At 67.5% G+C, this 17,361-nt stretch carries 15 protein-coding genes; 7 read left to right on the top strand and 8 right to left on the bottom strand.

All coding sequences use genetic code 11. The annotated features are described in order from the left end of the window. The first annotated feature begins 115 nt into the window (after positions 1-115). Both HEQ22_RS10735 and HEQ22_RS10730 read left to right on the top strand, forming a co-directional pair. A complete protein-coding gene (locus tag HEQ22_RS10735; protein ID WP_432767889.1) occupies positions 116-1,783 on the top strand; it encodes an MFS transporter in 1,668 nt (555 codons plus the stop codon). Between the two features lie 76 nt (positions 1,784-1,859). Further along, positions 1,860-2,903 carry an alpha/beta fold hydrolase gene (locus tag HEQ22_RS10730; protein ID WP_432767888.1) on the top strand — a complete coding sequence of 348 codons (1,044 nt, stop codon included), beginning with the start codon at positions 1,860-1,862 and terminating at the stop codon, positions 2,901-2,903. On the opposite strand, the gene HEQ22_RS10725 is transcribed toward HEQ22_RS10730, so the two are convergent. The 7 genes from HEQ22_RS10725 to HEQ22_RS10695 all read right to left on the bottom strand — a co-directional run bounded on the left by HEQ22_RS10725 (position 2,854) and on the right by HEQ22_RS10695 (position 8,776). Continuing rightward, positions 2,854-3,609: an alpha/beta fold hydrolase gene (locus HEQ22_RS10725; protein ID WP_432767887.1), complete on the bottom strand. Its 756-nt coding sequence runs from the start codon at positions 3,607-3,609 to the stop codon at positions 2,854-2,856. The two genes, HEQ22_RS10730 and HEQ22_RS10725, sit on opposite strands and share 50 nt — an antisense overlap. After that, complete coding sequence (locus HEQ22_RS10720) at positions 3,606-3,848, bottom strand: hypothetical protein (RefSeq protein ID WP_432767886.1); 243 nt, start codon at positions 3,846-3,848, stop codon at positions 3,606-3,608. The genes HEQ22_RS10725 and HEQ22_RS10720 overlap by 4 nt, the downstream gene beginning before the upstream one ends. Positions 3,849-3,969: 121 nt before the next feature. Beyond that, a complete protein-coding gene (locus tag HEQ22_RS10715; RefSeq protein ID WP_432767885.1) occupies positions 3,970-4,539 on the bottom strand; it encodes a septal ring lytic transglycosylase RlpA family protein in 570 nt (189 codons plus the stop codon). 48 nt (positions 4,540-4,587) lie between these two features. Beyond that, positions 4,588-5,259 (bottom strand): MnmC family methyltransferase, encoded by a 672-nt coding sequence (locus HEQ22_RS10710; RefSeq protein WP_432767884.1) that lies wholly within the window; start codon positions 5,257-5,259, stop codon positions 4,588-4,590. 18 nt (positions 5,260-5,277) lie between these two features. Next, the gene (locus HEQ22_RS10705) at positions 5,278-6,525 is read right to left on the bottom strand and encodes an N-succinylarginine dihydrolase (protein ID WP_432767883.1); all 1,248 of its coding nucleotides are present in this window, start codon (positions 6,523-6,525) and stop codon (positions 5,278-5,280) included. Between the two features lie 44 nt (positions 6,526-6,569). Beyond that, positions 6,570-7,571 carry an arginine N-succinyltransferase gene (locus HEQ22_RS10700; protein ID WP_432767882.1) on the bottom strand — a complete coding sequence of 334 codons (1,002 nt, stop codon included), beginning with the start codon at positions 7,569-7,571 and terminating at the stop codon, positions 6,570-6,572. Next, complete coding sequence (locus HEQ22_RS10695; RefSeq protein WP_432770858.1) at positions 7,568-8,776, bottom strand: hydrolase; 1,209 nt, start codon at positions 8,774-8,776, stop codon at positions 7,568-7,570. Before HEQ22_RS10695 ends, HEQ22_RS10700 begins: the two co-directional genes overlap by 4 nt. A gap of 196 nt (positions 8,777-8,972) precedes the next feature. Here HEQ22_RS10695 and HEQ22_RS10690 point away from each other — a divergent pair, with 196 nt between their 5' ends. The 4 genes from HEQ22_RS10690 (at position 8,973) to HEQ22_RS10675 (ending at position 15,401) form a co-directional block, all read left to right on the top strand. Then, positions 8,973-10,157 carry a diguanylate cyclase domain-containing protein gene (locus tag HEQ22_RS10690; RefSeq protein WP_432767881.1) on the top strand — a complete coding sequence of 395 codons (1,185 nt, stop codon included), beginning with the start codon at positions 8,973-8,975 and terminating at the stop codon, positions 10,155-10,157. Positions 10,158-10,259: 102 nt separating this feature from the next. Beyond that, positions 10,260-12,356 (top strand): malate synthase G, encoded by a 2,097-nt coding sequence (locus HEQ22_RS10685; RefSeq protein WP_432767880.1) that lies wholly within the window; start codon positions 10,260-10,262, stop codon positions 12,354-12,356. Positions 12,357-12,518: 162 nt separating this feature from the next. Beyond that, complete coding sequence (locus HEQ22_RS10680; protein ID WP_432767879.1) at positions 12,519-14,540, top strand: GMC family oxidoreductase N-terminal domain-containing protein; 2,022 nt, start codon at positions 12,519-12,521, stop codon at positions 14,538-14,540. 132 nt (positions 14,541-14,672) lie between these two features. After that, complete coding sequence (locus HEQ22_RS10675) at positions 14,673-15,401, top strand: rhodanese-related sulfurtransferase (RefSeq protein WP_432767878.1); 729 nt, start codon at positions 14,673-14,675, stop codon at positions 15,399-15,401. Positions 15,402-15,592: 191 nt separating this feature from the next. Here HEQ22_RS10675 and HEQ22_RS10670 read toward each other — a convergent pair whose 3' ends face one another. Beyond that, on the bottom strand, positions 15,593-16,222 hold the full coding sequence (locus tag HEQ22_RS10670) for a class I SAM-dependent methyltransferase (RefSeq protein WP_432767877.1): 630 nt from the start codon (positions 16,220-16,222) through the stop codon (positions 15,593-15,595). A 94-nt stretch (positions 16,223-16,316) separates the two neighbouring features. Here HEQ22_RS10670 and trxB point away from each other — a divergent pair, with 94 nt between their 5' ends. Then, a complete protein-coding gene (gene trxB / locus HEQ22_RS10665; protein ID WP_432767876.1) occupies positions 16,317-17,282 on the top strand; it encodes a thioredoxin-disulfide reductase in 966 nt (321 codons plus the stop codon). The last annotated feature ends 79 nt before the right edge of the window (positions 17,283-17,361 follow it).

Below are 17,361 nucleotides of genomic sequence, written 5' to 3'. Positions count from 1 at the left end.
GCTAAACAATTCTTTGCTTCCGCTCGTGCTGAGCTTGTCGAAGCACCGCTCTTTCCTTTAGCGTCGCTAAAGAAGAACGGCCCTTCGACAGGCTCAGGGCGAACGGGGGAAGAGGATGACCGATCAGATCGGGGCGACACCCATCGAAACCCGCCAGAGCGAGCGCAAGGTCATCCTGGCCTCGTCGCTCGGCACGGTGTTCGAATGGTATGACTTCTACCTTTATGGCCTGCTCGCGACGGTCATCTCGGCGCAGTTTTTTTCGGGCGTCAACGAAACCACCGGCTTCATCTTCGCGCTCGCGGCCTTTGCTGCGGGCTTTGCCGTGCGTCCGTTCGGGGCGCTGGTGTTCGGCCGCATCGGCGACCTCGTCGGGCGCAAGAACACCTTTCTCGTCACCATGGGGATCATGGGGATTTCGACCTTCCTCGTCGGCGTCCTGCCCAGCTATGCGTCGATCGGCGTCGCGGCGCCGGTGATGCTCGTTGTGCTGCGCCTGCTCCAGGGGCTGGCGCTCGGCGGCGAATATGGCGGCGCCGCGACCTATGTGGCGGAGCACGCGCCCGAGGGGAAGCGCGGTCTGTTCACCAGCTTCATCCAGACCACCGCGACGCTGGGGCTGTTCGCGGCGCTGCTCGTCGTCATCGCGACGCGATCGGTGCTCGGCGAGGCGACGTTCGCCGACTGGGGCTGGCGGCTGCCCTTCCTGATCTCGATCCTGCTGCTCGGCGTGTCGCTGTGGATTCGCCTCCAGCTCGAGGAAAGCCCGGTCTTCAAACAGATGAAGGCCGAAGGCACGACGTCGAAGGCGCCGCTTACCGAAGCCTTCGGGCGCTGGGCGAACCTGAAATGGGTGCTCGTGGCGCTGTTCGGCGCGGTCGCGGGGCAGGCGGTCGTCTGGTACGCCGGGCAATTCTATGCGCTGTTCTTTCTCGAAAAGACGCTGAAGGTCGATGGCGCGACGGCGAACATTTTGATCGCCATCGCGCTCGCGCTCGCGACGCCCTTTTTCATCCTGTTCGGCTGGCTCAGCGACAAGATCGGGCGCAAGCCGATCATCCTTGCCGGCTGCGCGCTTGCGGCGCTGACCTATTTCCCGGCCTTCCACATGCTCACCGCGGCGGCGAACCCGGCGATGGCCCAGGCGCAGCAGGGGGCCGCAGTGACGGTCAACGCCGATCCCGGCGCCTGCGCCTTCCAGTTCGATCCGGTCGGCAAGGAAAAGTTCGAAAGCACCGGCTGCGACATCATCAAATCGGCGCTGGCCAAGGCGGGGGTCAGCTACACCAGCGTGACGCGCCCGCGCCGCACCGGCGAGGCGGCCGACGTCTGGATCGGCGACCGCGTGCTCGTGGCGCCCGAACCGTGGCGGCTCGCCGAAGACGACCGCGCCGCTGCGGCGGAAGGCTTCCGCCGCGATCTCGCCGCCGCCACCGCCGCTGCCGGTTATCCGGTCAAGGCCGACCCGGCCGCGATCGACAAGCCGCTGGTCGTCGCGATCCTCTTCTACCTCGCGCTGCTGGTGACGATGGTCTACGGGCCGATCGCCGCGCTGCTCGTCGAACTGTTCCCCAGTCGCATCCGCTATTCGGCGATGTCGCTGCCCTATCATATCGGCAATGGCTGGTTCGGCGGTTTCCTGCCGACGACGGCGTTCGCGATGGTCGCGGCGACGGGGAATATCTATTACGGCCTGTGGTACCCGGTCACCGTCGCGCTGCTCACCCTGATCGTCGGGCTGATCTTCCTGCCCGAAACCTTCCGGCGCCGGATTCACGACTGATCGGGATCGGACGACCGGCGGCGATTGACCCGCGGCGCCCGCGCGCTAGGATCGGGCAAGCTCTGAGGGGGGCAGGATGGACCGTATCGACGAGGATGATTTCGAGCCGGTGCCGCCGCGGCGACCGCTGCTGCGACGCAAGCGGATACTCGTGCCGCTCGCTATCATATTGGCGCTCGCCGTCGCCTTTTTCCTGCTGCTCACCCCCGATACCGATCGCGCCGCGATGATCGCCAAATATGGCGGCGCCGATGCCGCCTTTGCCGCGGGTCCTGCCGGCCAGCGCATCCATTATCGCGATCAGGGCAAGCGCGACGGCCCCGCGATCGTCCTGCTCCATGGCTCGAACGCCAGCCTGCACACGTGGGAGCCGCTGGTGCAGCGGCTCGGCGCCGATTACCGCATCGTCACCCTCGACCTGCCCGGCCACGGGCTGACCGGGGCGACCCCCGACCGGGATTATGGCGCCGATGGCATGATCGCCGCGGTCGATGTCGTCGCGGCCAAGCTCGGGCTCGACCATTTTGTCCTCGGCGGCAATTCGATGGGTGGGTGGGTTGCGTGGCGCTATGCGCTTGCCGAACCGCACCGCATCGACGCGCTGTTGCTGATCGACGCCGCCGGCATGCCGCTACGCCGCGGCGAAAAGCGACCCGAATCGAACGTCGGCTTTCGGCTTCTGGAATATCCCCTCGGCCGCTGGCTGGCGACCCGCATCACGCCGCGGATGCTCGTCGAGCAGTCGCTGCGCGGGTCGGTCGCCCGTCAGGCGATCGTCGATGAGCCGATGATCGACCGCTATTGGGAGTTGCTGCGCTTTCCCGGCAACCGCGAGGCCACGGTGCTCCGCTCGCACCTGGACCGCAACCCCGCGATCGCCGCACGCATCGGCGAGATCAAGGCACCGACGCTGATCCTGTTCGGCAAGGAAGACGCGCTGATCAACGCGAGCGCAGCGACCACCTTCCACGAGCGGATTGCCGGGTCGGAGGTCGTGCTGCTCGATGGAATCGGTCATTTGCCAATGGAGGAAGCGCCCGATGCGACCGCGGCGGCGATCGCCGATTTCCTCACGCGACGGCTTGGCTCGCCCCCGGTGCCGCGTCCAGAAACGCGCTGATCCGCGTCGCGGTTGCCGCGGCGTGGGTGAAGGGGAACAGGTGCGATCCCGGCACCACTTCCAGTTCCGCGCCGTCGATCAGGCTCGCGATCATCTGGCCATAGCAGGCGGGCATGACGCCATCGCGTTCGCCCATCAGCACCAGCGTCGGCAGCGTCTTCAGACTTGGCAGATACGGCGTGCTGGTCCATCCCGCCATCGCCGCGGTCTGATACGCGATGCCCAGCGGGGTCGCGGTCTGGATTTTCAGCCCGCTCGCCTGCATGTCGTCGTCGAACATGGCGGCCCATCCGATCCCTGGTGCGCCCATCACCGGTGTCGTCGCCATCAGCACCAGGCGGCGGACGCGGTCGGGAAACTGAATCGCGATCTGCTGCGCCAGCGCGCCACCCCAGCTGAATCCCGCGACGTCGATCGCCTTGTGGCCGAGTCGGTCGGCAATCTCCATCACGATCGCCGCCATCGTCGGCGCACCATAAGGCATCAGCGCGTCGGGCGAGCCGCCCACCCCCGGCATGTCTAGGGTCCATATTTCGCGTCCGTGCAGACGACCGAGCAGTGGTGCCGCGGCGGCGATGTCGGCGCCGATGCCGTTGAGGAACAGCAACGGCGTGCCGGCCGCGCCTTCGCGCCAGCGTGCGACGCGCAGTTTTTGCCCATAGACATGCTCGTTGCGGATGGCCGGGTTGCCGCCGATCCTGCTCATGCGTCAGCCGGCTCGCTCGCGCGCGCCGCCTGTTCATAGCGCAGGCAGTCGAAAATCTTCGCGCCCGCCAGGAACACCGCGCCGCTGCACGCCGCCATCAAGAGCTGGCCGCCGAAGCCGGGATATTGGTCGAGATAGGCGAGCCCGCGCGCCATGGCGCCGACCGCGAGCGCATAGATGATCAGGCAGGCCTCGAAGCGGGTCTTGATGACAAACAGTCGTCCGATTTTTTTCAGCATTACCCGGTATCCAGCAAGAGCCGTGCCAGCGGCGCAAAAGCGGGATTCGCGGCGCCGGGCAGATGGTAAACTGTAAGTTAATCCGACAGGCGAGGGAAGGGCTAGGTGTGCCGCAGCGCGATTAGGGCCGCGGCGCCGCCAGCCGTGCGCGCAGCCGTTGCAATTCGCGCGCCGGCACCGGCGCCAGCGACGCGGCGGTCTTGCCCTTGCGCAGCCGCTCGCGATCCTTGTCCGACGGTTCGACGCGGCGCACCCGCACCGCGGCATGCCCCTGCGCCTTGATACCCAATTCTTCCGCAGCGCCGCGCGACAGGTCGATGATCCGCCCGTTGCGGGCAAACGGGCCGCGATCGTTGATCCGCACGACGATACGCCGCCCGGTGTCGAGCGCGGTCACCTCGACATAGGTCGGCAGCGGCAGCGTGGTGTGCGCGGCGGTCAGCCAGTCGGGGCGGAATTGTTCGCCGTTGGCGGTGCGGTTGCCCGACTCGCTGCCGTACCAGCTGGCGTAACCCACCGCGTCATAGGCGGGGGCGGCGGCGGGGACATAGTTGGTGCCGCGGATCGCATAGGGCGGTCCGATCCGCACCGGATTGTCGCTGACCGGCCGGAAGTCGCCCCCCGCGCAGGCGGTGAGCATCAGCAGCGTGGCGACGGCGCCTGCGGTTCGGACGGTGGAGCAAGCGTGCATCGGGCGACCGTAGTTAGCTCGCGCGGCGCGATAAAGCCCAAAAGGCCGCTAACTGCGACGCGCAAACCAGATGACGTGGCGCGGACCCTTGCCGTTTGTGCGGGCGCGCACCCCGATCTCTTCGACCGCAAATCCTGCGGCCGCCAGACGTCGCGTGAAGCGCGCATCAGGCGCCGCCGACCAGATCGCGAGCAGGCCGCGCGGGCGCAGCGCGGCGCGCGCGACGGCCAGACCCTCGGGCGAATAAAGCCGGTCGTTGGCGGGATGGGTCAATCCGTCGGGTCCGTTGTCGACGTCGAGCAGGATCGCGTCATAGCGTCCGCGCGCGGCCGAGATCGTCGTCGCGACGTCGCCGAGGACAAGTTCGACGCGCGGATCGTCGAGGCAGCCCGCGGCCAGATCGGCCATCGGCCCGCGCGCCCAGTCGATGATGCCAGGGACAAGTTCGGCCAGCGTGATCTGCGCCGCCGGACCCAGCGCGGCAAGCGCAGCGCGCAGGGTGAAGCCCATGCCATAGCCGCCGATCAGCAGATGCGCCGACGCCGGATCGGCCAGCCGTTCGATGGTGCGGGTCGCCAGCGCCTCTTCGGAGCCGCTCATGCGGCTGCTCATCAGATCATTGCCGCCGATCGCGATGGTGAAGGCGTCGCCGCGCCGGTACAGGCGAAGCTCTTCGCCGCCGGGCACCGCAGCGGTGCCCATCAGTTCGCGCATCTGCATCGATCAGTCCTGCATCGTTCAGGCCAGCGTGCCGAGATCGAGCCGGTCGAGCAGCGCCGCCCGCGCCGCGCCGACCTCGGTCGCCAGCGCCGCCGAGGTCAGGTCGCCGGGCGCGATCGATTCGGGCCAATGGCGCGCGACCACCTCGGCGATCCGGTCGAGCTTCGCGTCGTCGGCGATGAAACGCGGATCGACGGTGGCGGGATCGGCGACGATGCGCAGGCGCAGGCACGCAGGGCCGCCGCCGTTCGCCATCGACTGGCGGACGTCGACCGGGAACAGTTGGCGGATCGGGCCGTTGCCCGCGACATGCGCTTCCAGCCACTGCCACACCGCCGCCGTCTCGCGCGCCTCGGTCGGCAGGACGAGGCCCATCCCGCCGGTGGGCAGGCTCACGAGTTGGGCATTGAACAGATAGGATTTGATCGCTTCGGGAAGGCTGACCGCACTCGCCGGCACCTCGACGATCTCGACCGCGGGGAAGGCGGCGCGGATCTGCGCGTGCGCGCCGGCGCGATCCTCGAACGCGCTTTCGTGGGTGAACAGGACATGCTCGTTGGCGACCGCGACGACGTCGTTGTGAAAGGCGCCGCCCTGGATCGCATTGTCGGACTGGCGGAGGAACAGGGTGCGCGCCGGGTCGAGCCGGTGAGCGCGCGCGATCGCCTTCGAGGCATCGAGATGCTGACGCGCCGGAAAGCGGCCGCCGCCGACCCCGTACACGAAGATTTCGACCCCGGGCGCGTCGTGGCCGGCGCACAGCCGCATATGGTTCGCCGCGCCCTCGTCGCCGAACGGGGCGGGGACGGGGGCGTGCACCGCAAAGGCCGGGTCGGCGAAGGCGAGGCGGAGCTGCGCCAGCGTCCCCTGCCATTCGTGGCTGCGGTGCGGCATCGTCACCAGATTGGCGACGGTCAGATGGCATTTGCCGTCGCCGCAGTCGGGGGCGGGGGAGACCGTCGCGGCATTGGCCGCCCACATCGACGACGCCGACCACGCCTGCGCGCGCAAATGCGGCTCGGCGGCGGCCACGGTGGTGTCCAGCGAGGCCAGCCACGCCGCGTCGGGACGGGCCAGCGGGACGAAAAAGCCCTGCGCCAGTCCGGCGGCAAGATTGTGGCGCATCTTGTCGATGCCCTGCAACGCGGCGGCGCGCGGCTGCGACGCGTCGCCCGCGTTGGTCGCCGACGCGATATTGCCGCGGCTCAGCCCCGCATAATTGTGCGTCGGGCCGATGATCCCGTCGAAATTGATCTCGGTGAGCATATAACTTCCTCTCAAGTCCCTCCGTTGAAGGGGAGGGGCTAAAATTACCGCCCGATCCAGCTGATGCCGTCGCCCGCGGCGACGCCGAGCAGCTTGGCCGCGGCGCCGTCGATCGCGCCGCCTTCGCCGACCTTGCCGAAACAGCAGCGGAAATCGGCCAGCCGACCGGTCGCGACGAGCGCGTCCTCCCCGCCATCGGCGATGCCCGCGACGTCGGTGTGGCGCGCGCCGGCGATGCTCGCGACCTGGTCGGTGCGCGCGGTCATCGTCGGGCCGCCATCGAAAATGTCGATGTAATTTTCGAAGGCGAAACCCTCATTCTCCAGCATCCGCATCGCGGCGCGCCCGCTGGGATGCGGCACGCCGATCACTGCGCGTGCGGTGTCGGGCAGCATCGCGATATAGACGGGGTGCTTGGGCATCAGGTCGGCGATGAACTGGTTGCCGTGGACCGCGTTGAACTGGTCGGCCTCCTGAAAGCTCATCCCGAAGAATTTGCCCGCGACCCCGTCCCAGAAGGGCGAGCCGCCGGCCTCGTCGATCACCCCGCGCAACTCGGCGAGGATGCGGTCGCCGAAGCGCGCGCGGTGGCGCGCGATGAACAGATAGCGCGAGCGCGCGAGCAGCAATCCGAGTCCCCCGGCGCGCGCCGCGGGGTGGAGGAACAGCCCGCCGACCTCGCTGGCGCCGTTCAGATCGTTGCTGAGCATCAATATCTGGGCGTGAAAGGTGCGGCCGAGCTGCTCGCTATGCTTGCTGTCGGTGCCGATGCGATAGGAATAAAAGGGCCAGCGCTGGCCGACCTGACCGAAAATCTGACAGGTGCCGCGCACTTCGCCGCTGTCGGTATCTTCCAGCACGAGCAGGTACAGCTCGTCCGACGGATATTCCTTTTCCGACGCGAACGATTCGGCCGCGCGCTCCAGCTTCGCGCGCAGTGCCTTCTTGTCGGGGGGCAGGTTGGTAAAGCCGCCGCCGGTCAGCTTCGCCATTTCGTAGATACTCTGCAGATCGCTTGGGCGTGCCGCCCGGATCACATAATTCACACCGTCCCCCGTTCCGCTATTCTCATCATGGTCAGCGCCGACAGCTGCGCCCGTTCGGCGAGGCTGTCGACGATCAGAAATTCGTCCGAACTGTGGATCGCGCCGCCGCGCGGCCCCATCGTATCGACGACGGGAATGCCGCACGCGGCGATATTGTTGCCGTCGCACACGCCGCCGGTGGCGTTCCAGCCGATCGTCAGGCCCAGCTCGGCGCCGCAGGCGCGGACCAGATCGAACAAGCGCGTCGCCGCTGCGTCGAGCGGCTTGGGCGGGCGGTTGAAGCCGCCGTGGAGGTGGCAGTGGACGTCGTGGTCGCGCGACACCGCGGCGATCGCATCGCGCAGTGCGGCTTCGGCCGCCGCCATCGCGTCGGGGGTGGCGGGGCGCAGGTTGACGCGCAGGATCGCCTGTTCGGGGACGACATTGTTCGGCCCGCCGCCGTCGATCCGCGCCGGGTTCACCTTCAGCTGCGGAGATTTCAGCGCATCGAGCCGCAGCGCGAGATCGGCCGCGGCGACGAGTGCGTTGCGTCCCTCCTCGGGGTTGCGCCCGGCGTGGGCGCTGCGGCCGTGGATGGTGACGCTGAAATTGCCGCTGCCCGGCCGCGCCCCCGCCAGCGTGCCGTCGGGCAGCGCGGGTTCGTAGGTCAAAGCGGCGGTTTTTCCGGCGGCCAGTTCGGCGATCAGCGCGGCGGAGGCGTGGCTGCCGGTTTCTTCATCACTGTTGATCATCACGTCATAACCGACCCGCGGCGCGAGCGGCGAGGTTTCGAGCGCGGTCAGCGCGGCGAGGATCACCGCAATGCCCGCCTTCATGTCGGCGGTGCCGGGGCCGTTGAGCACCCCGGGTTCGCGCCATGTCAGGTTCTGGAACGGATGATCGGCGGCGAACACCGTGTCCATATGGCCGGTGAGCAGCAGCTGGACCGGCGCGTCGGGCCGCACCCGCAGGTGCAGATGGTCGCCGCGCTGGATCGTGCTGACGGCGCCCGAGGCATCGACGCTCTCGACCGGATCGGGAGCAACCAGGCGCACGTCGCCGGGCAGCGCCGCAAAGGCATCGGCGAGCTGCCCGGCCACCGTGCTTAGCCCAACAAGGTTGCCGGTGCCGCTGTTGACCGCAGCCCAGCGTTCGACCTGCGCCAGCATCGGGGCATCGGCGGCGCGGTCGAGTGCGGCGCGTTCGGGGGCGGTCGGTTCGATCATCCCCGGCGTATAGCGAGCGGCGCGGCGCTTTGGCACCCCCTGCGCCGCAACATTGTTACGGCGACGCGGCAAGCCCCCGGCTCGGGGTCGCGGCACCGCGTCGAGGGCCGACGGATTGCAAAGCCATTGCAAGGCATTAACCATTATTTCGCGTCTGCTGCTATAGGCTGGGCCAAACAGCGAAACGAGCGGGTCGATGACTGCTGCCTATATCCTCATCATCAATATGATCGTCGCCGCGATCTTTGCGATCGCCTTCGCGGTCGTCGCGGCGACGCGCGCGTCGCGCGGCGCCAAATGGCTGGCGCTGGGCTACGCGTCGGGCATATTGGTCGTGCTGCTGGAATTCCTGTTGCCCCATCAGGCCGATCCGACCCCGGTCGGGATCGGCATCTTCCTGATCTTCCTGCTTGCGCTGACCTTTTGCCTGGTCGGCATCGCGCGCCATTATCGCGCGCCGCTGCCCGCCGGGGCGATGGCGGCGATCTGGATCGTCGGCCTGCTCGCGGTGCCGCTGATCTTTTCACTGCCCTATGGCACGCCGCAGCGCGGCATCTTCTATCAGCTCGCCTATTTTTCGATGCAGGCGCTGTGCGCCGTCGTCGTCGTCCGCGCGCGGCGGCGCCAGCCGCTCGACCTGCTGCTGATCGTCCTGCTCGTCGTGGCGGCGACCATCTATCTCGCCAAGCCGCTGATCGCGTGGAGTGTCGGCACCGCGTCGGCGCCACAGGGCTATATGGCGACGACCTATGCCGCGATTTCGCAAAGCCTGGGCGCGGTAACGCTCGTCGCGCTGGCGCTGGTCGTGCTGCTGGTGATGATGCGCGACACCGCCGCCGAGATGTCGGCGCGGCTGGACACCGACGTATTGTCGGGGGTGTTCAACCGCCGCGGGTTCGACGACCGCGCCGAGCGCGCGATCGCGGCGGCGCGGCGGGGTGGCCGTCCGGCGGTGCTGATCGCCGCCGACCTCGACCATTTCAAGGCGATCAACGATCGTTTCGGTCATGCCGCGGGCGACAGCGTGATCGCGGGGTTCGCGCGCCTGCTCGTCGCCACCGCTCCTGAAGGCGCGATCGTCAGCCGGCTGGGCGGCGAGGAATTTGCGGTGCTGATCGCCGGCGCCGATCTGGCGAGCGGGCGCCGCTATGCCGAGGCGGTGCGCGCGACCTTTGCCGCGACGCCGCCGGCAGGGCTCGACCGGATGGTATCGGCGTCGTTCGGCGTCGCGCAGCTGATCGACGGTGACACATTGTTCGACCTCGCGCGGCGCGCCGACGCCGCGCTGTATCGCGCCAAGGCGGGCGGGCGCGACCAGGTGCGCTGGGCACTTGGCGAGACGGCGCAGGCTCCGTCGCCGGCCAAGGGGACGATCCGCTAGCGCCGCCACCCCATTGCCATCGCCGGTCGTTCGCGGCATAGGGCGGCGGCCCTTTCCTCCCCGGGTTTCATCGCGCGTTCGCGCAGACCAAAGGGTGCTTGAATGACTGATTTCCTCGATCGCTGCGGCCTGTCGGTCGATTCGCGGCTTGTCTCGTTCGTTGAGGACAAGGCGCTCGCCGGGACCGGGCTCGACACGGGAAATTTCTGGCGCGATTTCGCCGCGCTGCTCGGCAGGTTTACGCCGGAGAATGCGGCGCTGCTGGCCAAGCGCGAAGATTTGCAGGCGCAGATCGACGCCTGGCACCAGGCGCGCGAGGGGCAGACGCATGATGCGGCCACCTATCAGGCGTTTCTGCGCGACATCGGCTATCTGGTGGCCGAACCCGCGCCGTTCCAGGTCGGCACCGCGAATGTCGATCCCGAGATTGCGACGATGGCGGGGCCGCAGCTTGTCGTTCCCGCGCTCAACGCGCGCTTCGCCTTGAACGCTGCCAATGCGCGGTGGGGCAGCCTGTACGATGCGCTCTACGGCACCGACGCGCTCGATGCGCCGGCCGCCGCGCTCGGTGGTTACGATGCGGCGCGCGGTGCGGCGGTGATCGCGCGGGCGAAGGCGTTTCTCGACGAAGCGGTGCCGCTGGCATCGGGAAGCTGGGCCGACTGGACGGGCGGACAGCTCATCCTCGCCGATCCGGCGCAATGGGTCGGTAGCAAGCCCGGTGGTATCCTGCTCAAGCACAATGGTTTGCACATCGAACTGTTGATCGATTCGAGCCACCCGATTGGCAAAACCGACCCCGCAGGCATCGCCGACGTGGTGCTCGAAGCCGCGCTGACGACGATCATCGACCTCGAGGACAGCGTCGCTGCCGTGGATGGCGAGGACAAGGCGCTCGGTTACACCAACTGGCTCGGCCTGATGCGCGGCGACCTCACCGAAAGCTTCACCAAGGGCGGGCGGACGGTGACGCGGGCGATGGCGCCCGACCGGTCATGGACCTCGCCGTCGGGCGATCCGTTCGTCCTGCACGGCCGCAGCGTGATGTTCGTGCGCAATGTCGGGCATCTGATGACGACGCCGATGATCAAGCTCGCGGACGGCGCCGAGGCGCCCGAGGGGATTTGCGACGCGGTGCTCACCAGCCTGTGCGCGCTCCACGATCTGAACGGGCTCGGCACGCTCAAGAACAGCCGCGCCGGCAGCATCTATATCGTCAAGCCCAAGCAGCATGGGCCCGAGGAATGCGGCTTTACCGACCGGCTGTTCGACGCGGTCGAGGATATGCTGGGCCTTGCGCGTCACACGGTCAAGGTCGGGGTGATGGACGAGGAGCGCCGCACCAGCGCCAACCTCGCCGCTTGCATCCACGCGGTGAAGGACCGCATCGTGTTCATCAACACCGGCTTCCTCGACCGCACCGGCGACGAGATCCACACCTCGATGCACGCGGGGCCGATGATCCCGAAGGGCGAGATGAAGGCGAGCGACTGGATCGCGTCCTATGAGGACCGCAACGTCCGCATCGGTCTCGCCTGCGGGCTCAGCGGCCGGGCGCAGATCGGCAAGGGCATGTGGGCGATGCCCGACCTCATGAAAGCGATGCTCGACGCGAAGATCGGCCATCCGAAATCGGGCGCGAACACCGCCTGGGTCCCGTCGCCGACCGCCGCGACCTTGCACGCGCTGCATTATCATGCGGTCGACGTCTTCGCGCGGCAGCGCGAGATCGCCAGCGAAGCGGTGCCGGCGCTTGATCGCCTGCTGAACATCCCGGTCGCCACCGGGCGCAACTGGAGCGAGGCGGAGATCGCGCGCGAGCTCGACAATAATTGCCAAGGTATCCTCGGCTATGTCGTGCGCTGGATCGATCAGGGCGTCGGCTGTTCGAAGGTGCCCGACATCGACGACATCGGCTTGATGGAAGACCGCGCAACGCTGCGCATCGCCAGCCAGGCGCTGGCGAACTGGCTGCTCCACGGCGTCTGCACCGAGGCCCAGGTCGATGCCGCGCTGACGCGGATGGCGGCGAAGGTCGATGGCCAGAATGAAGGCGACCCGCTCTACGAAAAGCTGACGCCCGATGGCATTGCTTATCGCACGGCGCGGGCGCTGATCTTCGAGGGCGTGACCCAGCCGTCGGGCTATACCGAACCGCTGCTGCATAAATTCCGGCTGGCGAAGAAGGCGGGGGTTTGAAGGGCCGATAGCGACCGGTTACGGACGTTGTTGCTCCCCTCCCTTTTAGGGAGGGGAATTGTCTGGAATCCACCCCAACGCCGTCGTTCCCATACAATAACCCCTTGCCTTCGTCCGCTATGACGCCGCATTTGCGACACAGGGCAGGCAGGGGGGCAGGCGATGACGGCACCGTTTAATTTCGGGCAGCTCAAATTTCTGAAGGCATTGACCGAGGCGCTGTTTCACGGCGTGCCGATGGCGATCCCGGCCGACACGGTGGTCGGCCATGTCGCGACGTTGTTCGGCAAGGTCGGGGGGACCAAGCTCGACGAGATCGGCCTGTCGCTGACCGCGACCGAAATCATCCTCGGCCCGATGTTCGCCGAGGCCGATGTCGCGACGCGCGCGGCGCGAATCGAGGACCGGCTCCAGAACAGCCAGATCGACCTGTTGCAGGACATGGCGCGGCTGCGCGGCATCATTTACGCCTGCTATTACGGCCATTGGCAGGGCGGCGAGCAGCCGCGCGATGCGGGGCAGGACGCCAATGCCGCGAACCCGGTGCTCGCCCAGATCGGCTTCACCCTGCCCAAATTCCGCACCCGCAGCGATCCGCCCGACATGCCGATCACGGACGTGCCCGGACGCGAGATCGATCCTGCGCATGTGCTGACCGCCGCGACGATCGCGGACGAATATGACGTCGTCGTCGTCGGATCGGGCGCCGGCGGCGCGGTTGCGGCGCATAATGTCGCGGCGCAGGGATATTCGGTGCTGATCGTCGAGGCGGGGCCATTTTATCCGTCGCCCGCAATCACCCATCACGAGCTCGACATGATCGCGCAGCTTTACAAACATGGCGCGGTGCAGACGACGACCAACCGCGACTTCGTGATCTTTCAGGGACGCTGCGTCGGCGGGTCATCGACGATCAACAACGGCATCTGCCTGCGCGTCAACCAGCCGGGGCGGACGCACCCCGACGCTGCCGACGTGCTCGCCAAATGGGCGAGCATCGGCGCGCCGATCGACGCCGCAGCGTTTCACGCCAGCTATGACGCGGTGGGGACGAGGCTGGGCATCGCGCCCGCCGAACCGCGCAGCGGACGCCACAACGGCACCCATTTGATCGACGGCTGGCGCGCCTATGCTGCGCAGTCGAACGATCCGCGCGAGCGGCGCGCGGTCAGCGACTGGTTCGACAAGAATTTCGGCCCGCCGAACACCCCCAGCGCCTGCGCCTATTGCGGCTATTGCAACTCGGGTTGCCCCTATGGCCGCCGCATGGGGGTCGCGCAGACCTATCTGCCCGCGGCGTGCCGCGACCATCGCGCGCGCATCCTGCCGGGGACGAAGGTCGACCGCATCCTGTGGCAGGACGCCGCGAACGGCAAGCTGGAGGCCGAGGCGGTGCGGCTGGTGCTGCCCGGCGGCGCAAAGCGGCTGGTGCGCACCCGCGTCGGGGTGGTCGTCGCGGCAGGGACGATCGCCTCGTCGAAATTGCTCGATCGCAGCGACATCGCGGGGACGGGGTATCAGGTGTCGCTCAACGTCGCCTCGCCGGTCGTCGCGCTGATGCCCGACGGCGTCGGCGGCAATGCGTGGGACGAGGACCAGATGTCGAGCTATGTCGACTGCGGCGATTATCTGCTCGAAAGCCATTTCCAGCCACCAATGGCGATGGCGTCGCTGATGCCCGGCTGGTTCGGCGACCATGCGGCGCGGATGCGCAATTTCGGCCGTGTTCATTCGGCGGGCATCTTGTTCCCCGCCGACCGGCGCGGGCAGGTGAAGGACGGCAAGCTGGAATTCCGGCTCGACGTCAGCGACGATCTGCCGGTGCTGCGCCGCGCGATGGCCACGCTGACCAAGGTGCATTTCGCCGCCGGCGCGATCGAATGCTATCCGGCGCTGGCCAAGGGGCAGGTGGTGACGCGCGGCATGGACGTCGATGCGTTTTTCGCGGCGGCGATCCGCGAACAGGACGATGTGACGCTGTCGAGCAGCCACCCGCACGGCGGCAACGCGATTAACGAAAATCCGCAATATGGCATCGTCGACCCCGGCTGCCGCGTTCACGGGACGACCAACGTGCTGGTCACCGACGCCAGCGTTTTCCCGAGCTGCATCCGGGTGAATGCGCAATGGACGACGATGGCGATGGCGCATTACGCGACGGCGCGGGGGGATCCGTTCGGGTAAATCCCTCATCGACACTCTCTTTCCGATCGTGTCGAGCGAAGTCGAGACACGCTGACGTGTCGAGACACGCTGACGTAACGGGCGACCGAAGGGTGTCTCGACTTCGCTCGACACGAACGGGTATGGGGGGCGATGACCTTTGCCGTTGCCGCCCTCTACCGTTTTGCGCAGTTCGACGACCCCGCCGCGCTGCGTCCGCCGCTGAGCGACCTTTGCGCCGCGCAGGGGGTGAAGGGTACGCTGCTGCTCGCGCGCGAAGGGATCAACGGGACGATCGCGGGCGGCGGCGAGGCGGTTGCTGCGGTCATCGCGCATATCCGCGCGTTGCCCGGCTGCGCCGAACTCGACGTCAAATATTCGGCCGCCGCGGCGATGCCGTTCCAGCGGCTGAAGGTGCGGCTGAAGAAGGAAATCGTCACGATGAAGGTGCCGGGGCTCGACCCCGCGCGCGACGCCGCGCCCTATGTCGATCCCGCCGACTGGAACGCGCTGGTCGACGATCCGGATACGGTGCTGATCGACACGCGCAACGGTTTCGAGGTCGGGTACGGCAGCTTCGCCGGTGCGCTGAACCCCGAAACCGGCAGCTTCGGCGAGTTTCCGGACTGGTGGCGCGCCAACGCCGAGCGGTTCGCGGGCAAGCGCGTCGCGATGTTCTGCACCGGCGGCATCCGCTGCGAAAAATCTACCGCGTTCCTACGCCACGAAGGGGTGAAGGATGTCGTCTACCTGAAGGGCGGAATCCTGGCCTATCTGGAGCAGGTGCCCGAGGCGGAGAGCCGCTGGCACGGCAGCTGCTTCGTCTTCGACGAGCGGGTGAGCGTGGGGCATGGGCTGGTCGAGGTCGGGGAAACCGAGTAGCGGGCGTCTGCTTTGGGGTGGGAAGCGGAATCTAGATCCTCCCCAGTTGTGGGGAGGTGGCAGCGCGAAGCGCTGACGGAGGGGGTTGGCGTCGTCAAGCAACCCTCGCGTCAGGGTCCCAGCCCCCTCCACCACCTTCGGTGGTCCCCCTCCCCGCAAGCGGGGAGGATCTAGACGTCCACAACCGCTCGTCAGCCGCCATGCACCCGCGCCGCGCCATATTCATACCAGCCGAACGGGCGCGGGGTTTTCGGGATGTAGGCGGCGGCTTGGCGCTCGACGGCGAAGCCCGCCTGTTCATAGGCGTCGGAAATCGGGCGGGTCAGGTGGCAATTGCCGCCGATGCGTTTCCACAGCGGCTCGATCCGCCGCTGCCATTTCGCGACCCCGGCGTCGGGCGCCGCGCCATGTTCGAGGAACAGCGCGGTGCCGCCGGGTTTCAGCACGCGGCGGATTTCGGCGAGCACCGCTGCCTGATCGGCGACCGAGCAGAGGGTGAAGGTGGTGACGACGGTGTCGAACTGTGCGTCACCGAATGGCATCGCCTCGCCAACGCCGCCCTGGATGTCGGCGTCCATCCCGCGCGCCTGCGCCGCGGCGCGGCTCATCGCCAGCAGTTCCGGTGAGGGGTCGAGGCCGGTGAAGCTGGTGATGCGGGCGGGATCGTAAAATTCCATGTTAATGCCGCCGCCGCAGCCGAGTTCGAGTACGTCGCCGCGCGCATGGGGGACGACCTTGCTCCGCACCTTCATGATCTGCCCCTGCGAACAGGCGCATTTGATCAGGCGCGGCACCCCATGACGTTCCCACCAGCCTGCCATCTGTCCGACTCCCCTTGGCGCGGAAGGTGACCCTTGCTAGCGCGGTTGGCAACACCCATCTGTGCGGGTCCGCACAGCCCTTTGAAAGACCGTCATGCCCGCTACCCACCACACCAAGATGCTCATCCTCGGTTCCGGCCCCGCGGGCCTGTCGGCCGCCATCTATGCCGCGCGTGCCGGGATGATGCCGATCGTCGTGCAGGGGTTGCAGCCCGGCGGGCAGCTGACGATCACCACCGACGTCGAAAACTACCCCGGCTTTGCCGAGGTGGTGCAGGGGCCGTGGCTGATGGAGCAGATGACCGCGCAGGCGGTGCATGTCGGCACCAGCATGATCTGGGACACGATCGTCGACGTCGACCTGTCGCAGCGCCCGTTCCGGATCACCGGCGACGGCGGCGACGTCTATATCGCCGAAACGCTGGTGATCGCGACTGGCGCGCAGGCGAAATGGCTGGGGGTCGCAGGCGAGCAGGAACTCGGCGGCAAGGGCGTGTCGGCCTGCGCGACCTGCGACGGCTTTTTCTATCGCGGCAAGAAGGTCGTGGTGATCGGCGGCGGCAACACCGCGGTCGAGGAAGCGCTGTACCTGACCAACCACAGCGACGACGTGACGCTGATCCACCGCCGCGACCATCTGCGCGCCGAAAAGATCTTGCAGGACCGGCTCCACGCCAATCCGAAGATCAAGGTTTTGTGGAACAAGAAGGTCGACCGCTTTGTCGCGGGTGACGGGGTTTCGGGGCTGGTCGGGGTCGATCTGATCGACACGGTCACCGGCGAGGCGAGCCACGAGCCGACCGATGGCGGCTTCGTCGCGATCGGCCACAGCCCGTCGACCGAGCTGTTCAAGGGCAAGCTGCCTTTGGATAGTGACGGGTATCTGGCGGTGACGCCGGGGACGTCGCTGACCTCGATCCCGGGGGTGTTCGCGGCGGGCGACGTGACCGACAAGGTGTATCGCCAGGCGGTGACCGCGGCGGGCATGGGCTGCATGGCGGCGCTCGACGCCGAGCGGTTTCTGGCCGAGGCGGAGTATAAGGCGCTGGTGGAGGCTTAGCTATCCGGCAGCGGTGGCCGGTATTGGACGATTGTCGGCGATAGTGGTCAAACCAAACTTATAATCCCGTTCGTGTCGA

Source organism: Sphingopyxis sp. (genome assembly GCF_050916055.1).
In the GTDB taxonomy this organism is placed as follows: domain Bacteria; phylum Pseudomonadota; class Alphaproteobacteria; order Sphingomonadales; family Sphingomonadaceae; genus Sphingopyxis.
The sequence above is the reverse complement of the archived record's forward strand: the minus strand, read 5'-3'. Positions and strand labels throughout refer to the sequence as shown.

Coding starts and splice junctions, on each gene's coding strand:
- trxB (WP_432767876.1), top strand. CDS start 16,317: ATGCCCGCTACCCACCACACCAAGATGCTCATCCTCGGTTCCGGCCCC.
- HEQ22_RS10725 (WP_432767887.1), bottom strand. CDS start 3,609: ATGAGCAGGATCGGCGGCAACCCGGCCATCCGCAACGAGCATGTCTAT.
- HEQ22_RS10720 (WP_432767886.1), bottom strand. CDS start 3,848: ATGCTGAAAAAAATCGGACGACTGTTTGTCATCAAGACCCGCTTCGAG.
- HEQ22_RS10715 (WP_432767885.1), bottom strand. CDS start 4,539: ATGCACGCTTGCTCCACCGTCCGAACCGCAGGCGCCGTCGCCACGCTG.
- HEQ22_RS10685 (WP_432767880.1), top strand. CDS start 10,260: ATGACTGATTTCCTCGATCGCTGCGGCCTGTCGGTCGATTCGCGGCTT.
- HEQ22_RS10710 (WP_432767884.1), bottom strand. CDS start 5,259: ATGCAGATGCGCGAACTGATGGGCACCGCTGCGGTGCCCGGCGGCGAA.
- HEQ22_RS10705 (WP_432767883.1), bottom strand. CDS start 6,525: ATGCTCACCGAGATCAATTTCGACGGGATCATCGGCCCGACGCACAAT.
- HEQ22_RS10730 (WP_432767888.1), top strand. CDS start 1,860: ATGGACCGTATCGACGAGGATGATTTCGAGCCGGTGCCGCCGCGGCGA.
- HEQ22_RS10695 (WP_432770858.1), bottom strand. CDS start 8,776: ATGATCGAACCGACCGCCCCCGAACGCGCCGCACTCGACCGCGCCGCC.
- HEQ22_RS10670 (WP_432767877.1), bottom strand. CDS start 16,222: ATGGCAGGCTGGTGGGAACGTCATGGGGTGCCGCGCCTGATCAAATGC.
- HEQ22_RS10675 (WP_432767878.1), top strand. CDS start 14,673: ATGACCTTTGCCGTTGCCGCCCTCTACCGTTTTGCGCAGTTCGACGAC.
- HEQ22_RS10680 (WP_432767879.1), top strand. CDS start 12,519: ATGACGGCACCGTTTAATTTCGGGCAGCTCAAATTTCTGAAGGCATTG.
- HEQ22_RS10690 (WP_432767881.1), top strand. CDS start 8,973: ATGACTGCTGCCTATATCCTCATCATCAATATGATCGTCGCCGCGATC.
- HEQ22_RS10735 (WP_432767889.1), top strand. CDS start 116: ATGACCGATCAGATCGGGGCGACACCCATCGAAACCCGCCAGAGCGAG.